The 11,291-nt window shown below is 71.9% G+C and carries 13 protein-coding genes; 4 read left to right on the top strand and 9 right to left on the bottom strand.

Annotation, left to right across the window (positions count from 1 at the left end):
* The 9 genes from BN39_RS01485 to BN39_RS01445 form a co-directional block, all read right to left on the bottom strand.
* Positions 1–1,363 (bottom strand): NADH-quinone oxidoreductase subunit G (locus tag BN39_RS01485; RefSeq protein ID WP_040765735.1); only part of this gene is annotated, 1,363 nt, incomplete at its 3' end.
* Positions 1,360–2,703, bottom strand: a complete 1,344-nt coding sequence (nuoF, locus tag BN39_RS01480) for an NADH-quinone oxidoreductase subunit NuoF (protein ID WP_019200581.1) — start codon at positions 2,701–2,703, stop codon at positions 1,360–1,362. The genes BN39_RS01485 and nuoF, both read right to left, overlap by 4 nt.
* Positions 2,700–3,431: an NADH-quinone oxidoreductase subunit NuoE gene (gene nuoE, locus BN39_RS01475; RefSeq protein ID WP_019200580.1), complete on the bottom strand. Its 732-nt coding sequence runs from the start codon at positions 3,429–3,431 to the stop codon at positions 2,700–2,702. Before nuoE ends, nuoF begins: the two co-directional genes overlap by 4 nt.
* A complete protein-coding gene (locus BN39_RS01470; RefSeq protein WP_051158909.1) occupies positions 3,428–4,687 on the bottom strand; it encodes an NADH-quinone oxidoreductase subunit D in 1,260 nt (419 codons plus the stop codon). The genes nuoE and BN39_RS01470 overlap by 4 nt, the downstream gene beginning before the upstream one ends.
* 17 nt (positions 4,688–4,704) lie before the next feature.
* A complete protein-coding gene (locus BN39_RS01465; RefSeq protein WP_019200578.1) occupies positions 4,705–5,427 on the bottom strand; it encodes an NADH-quinone oxidoreductase subunit C in 723 nt (240 codons plus the stop codon).
* Positions 5,424–5,978 carry an NADH-quinone oxidoreductase subunit B family protein gene (locus BN39_RS01460; RefSeq protein WP_019200577.1) on the bottom strand — a complete coding sequence of 185 codons (555 nt, stop codon included), beginning with the start codon at positions 5,976–5,978 and terminating at the stop codon, positions 5,424–5,426. The genes BN39_RS01465 and BN39_RS01460 overlap by 4 nt, the downstream gene beginning before the upstream one ends.
* A complete protein-coding gene (locus tag BN39_RS01455; RefSeq protein ID WP_019200576.1) occupies positions 5,969–6,328 on the bottom strand; it encodes an NADH-quinone oxidoreductase subunit A in 360 nt (119 codons plus the stop codon). Before BN39_RS01455 ends, BN39_RS01460 begins: the two co-directional genes overlap by 10 nt.
* A 147-nt stretch (positions 6,329–6,475) precedes the next feature.
* Positions 6,476–6,871: a hypothetical protein gene (locus BN39_RS01450; RefSeq protein ID WP_019200575.1), complete on the bottom strand. Its 396-nt coding sequence runs from the start codon at positions 6,869–6,871 to the stop codon at positions 6,476–6,478.
* A gap of 4 nt (positions 6,872–6,875) precedes the next feature.
* On the bottom strand, positions 6,876–7,868 hold the full coding sequence (locus BN39_RS01445; RefSeq protein ID WP_019200574.1) for an isopenicillin N synthase family oxygenase: 993 nt from the start codon (positions 7,866–7,868) through the stop codon (positions 6,876–6,878).
* Between the two features lie 152 nt (positions 7,869–8,020).
* Here BN39_RS01445 and eno point away from each other — a divergent pair, with 152 nt between their 5' ends.
* The 4 genes from eno to BN39_RS01425 are packed head-to-tail and all read left to right on the top strand — an operon-like array spanning position 8,021 to position 11,250.
* The gene (eno, locus tag BN39_RS01440) at positions 8,021–9,304 is read left to right on the top strand and encodes a phosphopyruvate hydratase (protein WP_019200573.1); all 1,284 of its coding nucleotides are present in this window, start codon (positions 8,021–8,023) and stop codon (positions 9,302–9,304) included.
* 22 nt (positions 9,305–9,326) lie between these two features.
* The gene (locus BN39_RS01435; protein ID WP_019200572.1) at positions 9,327–9,749 is read left to right on the top strand and encodes a septum formation initiator family protein; all 423 of its coding nucleotides are present in this window, start codon (positions 9,327–9,329) and stop codon (positions 9,747–9,749) included.
* Complete coding sequence (locus BN39_RS01430; protein WP_019200571.1) at positions 9,749–10,279, top strand: DUF501 domain-containing protein; 531 nt, start codon at positions 9,749–9,751, stop codon at positions 10,277–10,279. Before BN39_RS01435 ends, BN39_RS01430 begins: the two co-directional genes overlap by 1 nt.
* A complete protein-coding gene (locus BN39_RS01425) occupies positions 10,276–11,250 on the top strand; it encodes a Ppx/GppA phosphatase family protein (protein WP_019200570.1) in 975 nt (324 codons plus the stop codon). Before BN39_RS01430 ends, BN39_RS01425 begins: the two co-directional genes overlap by 4 nt.
* Positions 11,251–11,291 lie beyond the last annotated feature (41 nt).

Raw genomic sequence — 11,291 nt, 5'->3', positions numbered from 1 at the left:
GCTCTCCCACGAGGATCACCGACCCCGCCGGGAGGCCGTCGGCCAGTGCGGGATCCGTGAGGGCCGCGGCCTCGGCGCCGGGCCGGCAGGCCAGTAGCTCGCCGCGGAGCCTGCCCAGCCCGCGGGATGCGAAGGGCGCGACGGACAGCACGCGGGTACCTCCGGCGCGGACGGCCTTCCGCAGCCGCAGGTGCACGATGGGGGACTCCTCCTCCGGCTCGAAGCCCGCGAGCAGCACCGCGGGCGCCGCCTCGAGGTCCGCGTACGTCACGCCCCCCGCGGCGCCCGAGGCGAGGAACGACGCCTCCTCCGCGCTGTGCGGCCGGGACCGGAAATCGATGTCATTGGTGCCCAGCGCGATCCGCGCGAACGCGGCGTACGCGTACAGATCCTCGACCGTGCCCCTACCGCCCGCGAGTACCCCGGCGGCGCGGTCCGCCAGGCCCCGCGCGGCCGCGTCGATCGCCTCGGGCCACGACGCGGGGTGCAGCGCACCGTCCGCCCCGCGGACCAGCGGGCCCGTCAACCGGTCCGGGAGGGTGGAGGAGGCGAAGGCCCAACGGCCCTTGTCGCAGCTCCACTCCTCGTTCACGTCGGGATCCTCACCGGCCAGGCGCCGCAGCACCTCGCCGCGGCGGTGGTCGACGCGCAGCGCGCACCCGCTGGCGCAGTGCTCGCACGAGGACGGGGTGGACGTCAGGTCGAACGGGCGGGCCCGGAACCGGTACCTCGTGGACGTGAGCGCGCCCACGGGGCAGATCTGCACCGTGTTCCCGGAGAAGTAGGAGTCGAGCGGCTCGTCGCCCGCAGTGCCCACCTGCTGCAGGGCGCCGCGGTCGAGCAGCTCGATGAAGTCGTCGCCCGCGATCTCGTCCGCGAAGCGCGTGCACCGCGCGCACAGCACGCACCGCTCACGGTCCAGCACCACCTCCGCGGAGATCGGTATGGGCTTGGGGTAGGTCCGCTTGTCGGCGGCGGGGAACCGTGACTGCGCCCGGCCCGACGACATGGCCTGGTTCTGCAGCGGGCATTCGCCGCCCTTGTCGCACACCGGGCAGTCGAGCGGATGGTTCACCAGCAGCAGCTCCATCACGCTGCGCTGCGCGCCCGCCGCGGCGGTGGACGTGGCCTGCGTGCGCACCACCATCCCGTCGGTCACCGTGGTGGTGCAGGAGGCGAGCGGCTTGCGCTGGCCCTCCACGTCCACCAGGCACTGTCGGCAGGCGCCGGCGGGCGCGAGCAGCGGGTGATCGCAGAAGCGGGGGATGGCGATGCCCAGCTGCTCCGCGGCACGGATCACGAGCGTGCCCGGGGGCACCTCGATGTCGATGCCGTCGATGCTGGCCTTGACCGTGTCCGTCACCGCGCACCTCCCGCCGGCTCGGGGGCCTCCCGCATGGCGGCGGCGGGGTCGAACGGGCAGCCGCCCTCGGCGACGTGCCGCTCGTACTCCTCGCGGAAGTACTTCAGGGACGACACGATCGGGCTCGCGGCCCCGTCCCCGAGCGCGCAGAACGCCTTGCCCAGCACCCCGTCCGCCACCTCGGCCAGGGTGTCGAGGTCCTCCGCGCGGCCCTCGCCCTGTTCCAGGCGGCGCAGCAGGCGCACCAGCCAGTAGGTGCCCTCGCGGCACGGGGTGCACTTGCCGCAGGACTCGTGCGCGTAGAACTCGAGCCAGCGCAGCACCGCGCGCACCACGCACGTGGTGTCGTCGAACACCTGCAGGGCCTTGGTGCCCAGCATCGAACCGGCGCCGGCCACGCCCTCGTAGTCCAGGGGCACGTCCAGATGCTCGGCGGTGAGCAGCGGCGTCGAGGATCCGCCCGGCGTCCAGAACTTCAGCTCGTGCCCCGGCCGCACACCGCCCGCGAGGTCGAGCATCTCGCGCAGCGTCACGCCGAGCGGCGCCTCGTACTGCCCGGGCCGCAGCACGTGCCCGGACACGGAGTACAGCGTGAACCCGGGCGACTTCTCGCTGCCCATGGTCTGGAACCAGTCGATGCCGTTCGTCACGATCGCGGGGACGCTGGCGATCGACTCCACGTTGTTCACGCACGTGGGGGAGGCGTACAGGCCCGCCACCGCGGGGAACGGCGGCCGCAGCCGCGGCTGTCCGCGGCGCCCCTCCAGCGAATCGAGCAGTGCCGTCTCCTCGCCGCAGATGTACGCGCCGGCGCCGCCGTGGACCGTGAGCTCCACCGCGAAACCGCCTCCGCCCAACGGCTTCCCGAGGTACCCGGCCGCGTACGCCTCGGCGACCGCGGCGCGCAGCCGGCGCTGCACCCCGAGCACCTCGCCGCGGATGTAGATGAACGCGTGCCGCGCGCGGATGGCGTAGGAGGCGATGATCGCGCCCTCCACCAGCGTGTGCGGGGACGCGAACATCAGAGGCATGTCCTTGCACGTGCCCGGCTCGGACTCGTCGGCGTTCACCACGAGGTAATGCGGTTTGTCGGCACCGGGCTTGGGCTCCTCGCCCTCGCGCAACTGCGGGATGAAACTCCACTTCAGGCCGGTGGGGAAGCCCGCGCCGCCGCGGCCGCGGAGGCCCGAGGCCTTGACCAGGTCGATCACCTCGTCGGGCGGCATCGCCAGAGCCCGGTCGAGGGCCGCGTAACCGCCCGCCGCGCGGTAGGACTGGAGGGTCCAGGGTTCGGGGTCGCCCCAGTGCGCGGAGAGCACGGGGGTCAGGCGCGCCGTCATGACTCCGCCTCCCGGGCCGCTCGCAGGCCGGCCAGCGTCGGCTCGCCGCCCACCCCGGAGGCAGACACCGCGCCCGGACGGTCGTCATCGAATCCCGCCAGGAGCCGGGAGGTTTCGCGGAACCCGCAGAGCGGGGCGCCACGGGTGGGGTTCGGCGGGGTACCGGTGCGGAGGGCGTCCACCAGGGCCCGGGCGCTCGCCACCGTCTGGTCGTCGAAGTACTCCCAGTTGACCATCACCACGGGTGCGTAGTCGCACGCCGCGTTGCACTCGATGCGCTCGACGGTGACGGTGCCGTCCTCGGTGGTGCCGCCGGGCTGGACGCCGAGGTGCGCGCACAGCGCGTCGAGGATCGCGTCGCCGCCCAGCACCGCGCACAGCGTGGTGGTGCACACGCCCACCAGGTATTCGCCGGTGGGGCCGCGGCGGTACATGGAGTAGAAGGTGGCCACCGAGACCACGTCGGCGGCGGTGAGCCCCAGTGTGCGGGCGCAGAACTCGATCCCCGCGGGGGTGATGTAGCCGTCCTCGGCCTGCACCAGGTGCAGCAGCGGCAGCAGCGCGGAGCGGGCCTCGGGATAGCGGGCCACGAGGACTGCGGCGTCGGCGTCCAGGCGGGCGGTCACGTCCGCCGGGTACGCGGTGCGGGCGCCGGGCCGGTACAGCTGTACGGACTCCTGCGGCCGGGCGCCGAATTCGGCGAGCGGTACGAACACGGGATCGGTCATCGGTCGACGCCTCCCATCACCGGATCGATGCTGGCGACCGCGGCGATCACGTCGGAGACCATGCCGCCCTCGCACATCGCCGCCACCGCCTGCAGATTCGTGAACGACGGGTCGCGGAAGTGCACCCGGTACGGGCGCGTCCCCCCGTCGCTGACCGCGTGCACCAGCAGTTCGCCGCGCGGCGCCTCCACGGACACGGCCACTTGGCCGGGCGGCACCGCGAAGCCCTCCGTCACCAGCTTGAAGTGGTGGATCAGCGATTCCATGGACTCGCCCATGATCTCGGCGATGTGTGCGCGCGAGTTGCCCAGCCCGTCCGGCCCCACCGTGAGGTCGGCCGGCCAGCCCAACCGGGCGTCGTCGATCATCACCGGTCCCGGCCGCAGCCTGTCCAGGCACTGCTCCACGATGCGCAGCGACTGCGCCATCTCCTTGACCCGGATGATGTACCGCCCGTAGCAGTCGGCGCCGTCGTCGGTGATCACGTCGAACTCGTAATCCTGGTATCCGCAGTACGGTTCGGCGCGACGCAGATCGTGCGGGAGGCCGGTGGACCGGAGCACGGGGCCGGTGATGCCCAGCGCCATGCAGCCGGTGAGGTCCAGGTAGCCCACGTTCTTGGTGCGCGCGATCCAGATCGGGTTCTCGTTGAGCATCGACGCCATCGCGTCCAGCTCGGGCGGCAGCTCCGTGAGCAGCGCGCGGATCTGCGGCACCGCCTCCTCGGGCAGGTCCGCGGCCACTCCGCCGGGACGGATGTAGGCGTGGTTCATCCGCAGGCCGGTGATGGTCTCGAACACGTCCAGGACGTGCTCGCGCAGCTCGAAACCCTTGAGCATGGGGGACACCGCGCCCAGTTCCATGCCGCCCGTCGCCAGCGCCACCAGGTGGCTGGTGACCCGGTTGAGCTCCATCATGAGCACCCGGATCACGGTGGCCCGCTCCGGGATCTCCTCCGTGACGCCCAGCAGCTTCTCCACCGCCAGGCAGTAGGCGGTCTCGTTGAACAACGGCGCCAGATAGTCCATCCGGGTGACGAACGTGGTGCCCTGCGTCCAGTTGCGGAACTCGAGATTCTTCTCGATCCCCGTGTGCAGGAACCCGATCCCGCAGCGCGCCTCGGTCACGGTCTCCCCGTCCAACTCCAGGATCAGGCGCAGCACGCCGTGCGTGGAGGGGTGCTGCGGGCCCATGTTGACCACGATCCGCTCGTGGCCTACCGCCTCGGCGGCGATGTCTTCCCAGTCGGAGCCCATGGCGGTGTAGGTGGCGGTCACGAGTACGACCTCCGCGATTCGGGCGGCGCCACTTCCGCGCCGCGGAACTGCACCCCGATGCCGCCCAGTGGGTAATCCTTGCGCTGGGGATGTCCGTCCCAGTCGTCCGGCATCTCGATCCGGGTGAGCGACGGGTGCCCGTCGAACACGATCCCGAAGAAGTCGAAGGTCTCCCGCTCGTGCCAGTCCACGGTGGGGTACACGGAGAACAACGACGGAACGTGCGGATCGTCGTCGGGGCAACAGGTTTCGAGGCGCAGGCGCCGACCCCAGGTGATCGACTGCAGGTGCGTCACCGCGCGCAGCTCGGCGCCGGCGTCCTCGGGGAAGTGCACGCCCGAGGTCCCCAGGCACATCTCGAACCGGAGGTCGGGCTCGTCCCGCAGCCGCTGCGCCACCGCCACCAGGTGCTCGCGGGGCACCCGCAGCGTGACCTCGCCCCGGTACACCACCACGGCGTCCACCGCGTCGGCGAAGGCCGGCGCACCGTCGGTCTCCGCGAGCGATTCCCGCAGCGCGGCGACCACGCCGCCGTACCCCTCCGGCAGGGGCTCGGCGCCCTGCCCGGGCATGGCGACGGGCCGCCGGATCCGGCCGTAACCCGATGTGTCCCCGGTGCCCTCGCTGAACATGCCGCGGCGCGTGCGCACCACATCGGGCGCGGGCGCGGCCGGTTCGACGGCGCGCTCCGGCTCCGGTGCGTCGGGGCGGTCCGTCATCGCAGCAGCCCCTTGAGCTCGATGGTGGGCGTGGCCGACAGCGCGGCCTCCTCGGCGGCGCGGCGCGCCTCCTCCCGGTGCACGCCCATCGGGGTGCTCCCCACCTTGTCGTGCAGCGCGATGAGCGCGTTGAGCAGCATCTCCGGCCGTGGCGGGCAGCCGGGGAGGTAGATGTCCACCGGCACCACGTGGTCCACGCCCTGCACGATCGCGTAATTGTTGAACATGCCGCCGGAGCTTGCGCAGACCCCCATCGCCAGAACCCATTTCGGCTCGGCCATCTGGTCGTACACCTGCCGCAGCACGGGCGCCATCTTCTGGCTGACCCGGCCGGCGACGATCATCAGGTCCGCTTGGCGCGGCGAGGCGCGGAAGGCCTCCATGCCGAACCGGGCGATGTCGAACTTGGGACCCGTGGTGGCCATCATCTCGATCGCGCAGCAGGCGAGGCCGAACGTGGCGGGCCAGAGCGAACCCTTCCGCGCGTACCCCGCCACCGTCTCCAGCGTCGACAGCAGGAACCCGCCCGGGACCTTGTCCTCTAATCCCATGCGAGGCCTCCCCGCCGCCACTCGTAGACGTAGGCGACCGTGACGTTGACGAGGAACAGGGCCATCACGAACAGCCCGTAGCCGCCGAGGACGTCGAAGTGCACGGCCCACGGGTAGAGGAAGACGATCTCGATGTCGAAGATGATGAACAACATCGCCGTGAGATAGAACTTCACGGGGAACCGGGCGGAGCCCTCGGGGGTGGGGGACGGGTCGATGCCGCACTCGTACGCCTCGAGCTTGGCGCGGTTGCGCCGGCGGGGACCGACGAACCGCGCGACGCCGACGGAGAACACGGCGAAGGCGGTCGCTATCGCCCCGAGTACCAGGATCGGCACGTACAGGTTCACGGCCACGCTCCTTCCGCCTCGTGTGCGAAAACCCGAAGGGGAGAACCGGTTAGGCTCCCCTGACCTGGATTGTGAGCTACGCCACAACTATAGGTCCGATGACTCGTTGGGGGCCCGGTTTCTCCATTTCGGGCGGGCGCGTGTCGCCTATCCGGGGGCGGGGGCCAGGAGCCGCGCGGCCGCGGCGGCGAGCTCGAAGGGATCGAGCGGGTGCGAGACCCAGCCGTCGGCATGGGACCACCGTGCCAACCAGCCGTCGGCCTTGCGGGCGATGATCACCAGCAACGGCGGGCACGGCTCGATCTCGTCCCGCAATTGCCGCGCGACGCCCATCCCTCCGGCCGGCATCGCCTCCCCGTCGAGGATCGCGAGGCTGACGCCGCCCCGGTCGAGCCGGTCCACCACCGCGGCGGCCGTGGCGGTCTCCACCACCTCGATGGCGGGCAGGGCCGGCGCCGGACGGGTGCCGAGGGCGGCGATGATCTCCGCGCGGTGGTGCGCGTGCGAGGAGTAGACGAGGACGAGCGGGGCTGCGCCGGTCATGCCCTCACGATAGGACCGCGCCCGACGCGGTGTCCGGATAATGACGAGCAGCGACATCCGGGTGCGCCCGTAGCCGGCTCTTCCAGGCGTTCGCTCCGTAGGTGTCGAAGATCGGGTTCTCCGGATCGGCGGTGACCCCCGTCCGCAGTTCCGCGGGCAGCGGCAGATGCGGCATGCGGGCGTCGACCGACGGATTGAAGAAGTAGGGCACCGAGATCCGGTCGCCGCCGGCGCCGCGGTTGACCACCCGGTGCTCCGTGGCGTGCAGGTAACCGTCCGTGCCCACCTCCAGCATCTCGCCGATGTTGACGATGAACGCGCCCGGTACCGGCGGAACGTCGATCCACTCGCGCTCGCCCGGCGGCAGCACCTGCAGGCCCTCCGAGGACGGATCAGCCAGCAGTAGTGTGAGCACCCCCGAGTCCTTGTGCGCCCCCACGCCCTGATCGGTCCGCGTCCCCGCGGGGTACCGGACGACCTTGATGAGCGTCGCCGGGTCGTGCGCGAAGGCATCGTCGAACACCCCGGGGTCCGCGCCCAGCGAGCGCGCCCACGACCGGAGCAGCGCCAGCGAGATCCGGGAGAGGTCCGCGTCCCAGCGCTCCATCACCGCGCGCAGCCGCGGCAACCGCTCCGGCCACTGATTGGGGCCGAGCAGGTTGCGCCAGTCCGGCCCCGGCCCGGACGGCGCGGGCGATTCCCGGCCGATGTCGATCTGCTCGCGCCAGTCGACGGCGCCGCGCGTGCGCTCGCCGCCCAGGCGGGTGTAGCCGCGGAAGTGCGGCGAGCGCAGCATGGCGATCGCGTCTTTGTCCCCCTGCGGCAACGCGAAGAACGCGCGGGCCGTATCGAGCACCTCGTCGATCCGGTGCCGGGGCAGCCCGTGCCCGGTGAGGTGGAAGAAGCCCACGTCGTGCGCGGCGGCCCGGACCTGCGCGTCGAACCGCGCCGGATCGGTGTCCAGGAGGGACATGTCGAGGACGGGGACGGTGCTCATGCCCGGAGGGTAACGCCGGAGCGTTCCCACTGGTCGGGATCGGATCGCGGTGATTGCTGCGGGTGCGCGCGCCGGACTTCGCGTCGTGGTGGCCGGGCACTAAGCTGGTCCACGACTTGTCGTGTGATCGGCCAGCCCCCATAAGGAGAACCGTGTCCGAAATCATCCAGGTAGGCGCCCGCGAGATCCTCGATTCCCGTGGCAACCCCACGGTCGAGGTCGAGATCGTCCTCGCCGACGGCAGCTTCGCCCGCGCGGCGGTGCCCTCGGGCGCGTCCACCGGCGAACACGAGGCCGTCGAACTGCGCGACGGTGGCGACCGCTACCTGGGCAAGGGCGTCACCAAGGCCGTCGAGGGCGTGCTCGAGGTGATCGCCCCCGAGGTCATCGGCATCCCCGCCGACGAGCAGCGCGTGATCGACCAGACCCTGCTGGACCTGGACGGCACCCCGGACAAGAGCCGCCTCGGCGCCAACGCCCTGCTGGGCGTCTCGCTGGCCGCGTCGAAGGCCGCCGCCGAGTCCGCCGCTCTCCCGCTGTTCCGCTACCTGGGCGGCCCGAACGCGCACATCCTGCCCGTCCCGATGATGAACATCCTCAACGGCGGCGCCCACGCCGACAGCGGCGTCGACGTCCAGGAGTTCATGGTCGCGCCGATCGGCGCCGAGACCTTCAAGGAGTCGCTGCGCTGGGGCGCCGAGGTCTACCACTCGCTGAAGTCGGTGCTCAAGAGCAAGGGCCTCAACACCGGCCTGGGCGACGAGGGCGGCTTCGCCCCGTCCGTCGGCGGCACCCGCGAGGCGCTGGAGCTCATCTCCGACGCCATCGGCAGGACCGGCCTCAAGCTGGGGACCGACGTGGCGCTCGCGCTCGACGTCGCCGCCACCGAGTTCTACGGCCCCGAGGGCTACAAGTTCGAGGGCAAGGTGCTCTCCGCCGCTGAGATGGCCGACTTCTACGGCAAGCTGGTCGGCGAGTTCCCGCTCGTCTCCATCGAGGACCCGCTGTCCGAGGACGACTGGGACGGCTGGGTCGATCTCACCGACGCGATCGGCGACAAGGTGCAGCTGGTCGGCGACGATCTGTTCGTCACCAACCCCGAGCGCCTCGAGGACGGCATCGCCCGCGGCGCGGCCAATGCGCTGCTGGTGAAGGTCAACCAGATCGGCACGCTCACCGAGACCCTGGACGCCGTCGCCCTGGCCCACAACAACGGGTACAAGACGATGATGAGCCACCGTTCCGGCGAGACCGAGGACACCACCATCGCGGACCTCGCGGTCGCGGTGGGCAGCGGCCAGATCAAGACCGGCGCGCCGGCGCGCTCGGAGCGCGTCGCGAAGTACAACCAGCTGCTGCGCATCGAGGAGGAGCTGGGCGACGCCGCGCGGTACGCCGGCGACACGGCCTTCCCGCGCTTCGAGTTCAACAACTGACGGACGAGGGGAGTACGGCAGAGTGAGCAGCAGGTCCCGCGTCGTCAGCGCGCGCACCCTCCGGGACGGAGACCGTTCCGAACCGAGGAGCGCCGGGCGCACCGTCGTGCTGTTCCTCGTGCTGTGCGTCCTCGCCCTCACCCTCGCGGTGCCTGTTCGGACGTACCTGTCCGAACAGGCTCGCGAGGACAAGGTGACCGCGGAGCACTCCCAATTGCTCAGCGACATCGCCGCGCTCGAGGAGCGCAAGCGGCTGCAGGGCGACGACGAGTACGTCAAGCAGCAGGCCCGCATCCGCCTGCAGTACGTGATGCCCGGCGAGACGCCGTACCGCATCCAGCACCCCGGCGCCCCGGAGCAGACGCCGGAGCAGATCGAGGCGGAGAAGGCCAAGCAGAACCCCTGGTACACCAACGTGTGGCGCACGATCGCCGTCCCGCACTGATGCCCGGCGAGGCAGCGGTCGCCCAGGCCGATCTGGACCGGGTGGCCGAGCAGTTGGGCCGCGCCCCGCGCGGCGTGCTCGCCGTCGCGTACCGCACCCCGGACGGCGAACCCGCCGTCGTCAAGACCGCGCCCCGGCTGCCCGACGGTACGCCGTTCCCGACCCTCTACTACCTGACGGACCAGCGGCTCACCGCGGAGGCCAGCAGGCAGGAGAGCGCGGGCCTCATGCGTGAGATGGAGGCGCTTCTCGCCTCCGACGCCGAGGTCGCCGCGAATTACCGTGCCGCCCATGAGCACTACCTCGCCGAGCGGAACGCGATCGACGACCTGGGCACCGATTTCACCGGCGGCGGCATGCCCGACCGGGTGAAGTGCCTGCACGTGCTCATCGCGTACGCGCTGGCCGAGGGGCCCGGCACCGTACGGCTGGGTGACGAGGCGGTGGCGCTCGCCGCCGCGGCCGGGCTGCGCGGCAGCGCGGTCCCCGCGGACTGGCCGGAGCCGGCGTTCCCCTGGGGCGGCGAGTGACCGCACCCGGCGCCGCCGGCGGTCCCGTCGTGGCCGCGATCGATTGCGGTACCAACAGTATTCGCCTGTACGTGGCCCGCTCCGAGGGCGACCGCCTGGTGGAGCTCGCCCGCGAGATGCGGATCGTCCGGCTCGGCCAGGGCGTGGACGCGACCGGCGAGTTCGCTCCGGACGCCCTCGACCGCGTGCGGGCGGCGCTGCACGACTACGTCACGCAGGCGCTGGAACTGGGCGCCACCCGAGTGCGGATGGTGGCCACCTCCGCCGCGCGCGACGCCGGTAACCGCGACGCGTTCTTCACCCTCACCGCCGAGGAACTCGGCAGGATCGCCCCCGGCGCCGTCGCCGAGGTCATCGAGGGCACCGAGGAGGCGGAGCTGTCCTATCGCGGCGCCACCGCCGGGCTCGCCGTGGCGGATCCGGTCCTCGTCGTGGACCTGGGCGGCGGCTCGACCGAGTTGGTCGAGGGCTCGGAGGGCGAGGTGGCGCACGCCTTCTCGGCGAACATCGGCTGCGTGCGGATCACCGAGCGGGCCCTGCCCGGCGACCCGCCGTCCGCGCAGCAGGTCGACGAGGCCGTCGCCGTGATCGACGCCGCGCTCGACCAGGCCGTGGCCGCGGTGCCGATCGACGGCGTCCGCACCTGGGTCGGCGTCGCCGGCACCTTCACCACGCTGGCGGCACTCGCGCACGGACTCGCGGAGTACGACCCCGCGCGGATCCACGCGTCCCGCGTGCCCCTGGACGACCTCGTCGCCCTCTGCCGGAAGCTGGTGGGCATGACCGCGGCGGAGCGGCTGGCGCTGGGGCCGATGCACCCCGGTCGCGCGGACGTGATCGGCGGCGGCGCCCTCGTGGCCATGCGGCTCGCGGAACGTCTCGCCGCGGTGGGCGTCAGCGAACTCGTCGTGTCCGAACACGACATTCTGGACGGCGTGGCGATGGGCCTGGCCGCGGTCCCCCAGAATTAACGCGTTGTTGACCTCCTTCCCAGCGTTCCCGCACGGCGGGA

Origin of the sequence: Tsukamurella sp. 1534, assembly GCF_000312385.1 — a bacterium.
Classification (GTDB): Bacteria; Actinomycetota; Actinomycetes; order Mycobacteriales; family Mycobacteriaceae; genus Tsukamurella.
Note: the sequence above shows the minus strand (reverse complement) of the source record. Positions and strands in the feature narration are given on the sequence as shown.

What these genes read in the sequence shown, in the direction of transcription:
- BN39_RS01470 (WP_051158909.1), bottom strand. Translation starts at nt 4,687, where the DNA reads ATGGGCTCCGACTGGGAAGACATCGCCGCCGAGGCGGTAGGCCACGAG.
- BN39_RS01465 (WP_019200578.1), bottom strand. Translation starts at nt 5,427, where the DNA reads ATGACGGACCGCCCCGACGCACCGGAGCCGGAGCGCGCCGTCGAACCG.
- BN39_RS01460 (WP_019200577.1), bottom strand. Translation starts at nt 5,978, where the DNA reads ATGGGATTAGAGGACAAGGTCCCGGGCGGGTTCCTGCTGTCGACGCTG.
- BN39_RS01450 (WP_019200575.1), bottom strand. Translation starts at nt 6,871, where the DNA reads ATGACCGGCGCAGCCCCGCTCGTCCTCGTCTACTCCTCGCACGCGCAC.
- nuoF (WP_019200581.1), bottom strand. Translation starts at nt 2,703, where the DNA reads ATGACGGCGCGCCTGACCCCCGTGCTCTCCGCGCACTGGGGCGACCCC.
- BN39_RS01445 (WP_019200574.1), bottom strand. Translation starts at nt 7,868, where the DNA reads ATGAGCACCGTCCCCGTCCTCGACATGTCCCTCCTGGACACCGATCCG.
- nuoE (WP_019200580.1), bottom strand. Translation starts at nt 3,431, where the DNA reads ATGACCGATCCCGTGTTCGTACCGCTCGCCGAATTCGGCGCCCGGCCG.
- BN39_RS01430 (WP_019200571.1), top strand. Translation starts at nt 9,749, where the DNA reads ATGCCCGGCGAGGCAGCGGTCGCCCAGGCCGATCTGGACCGGGTGGCC.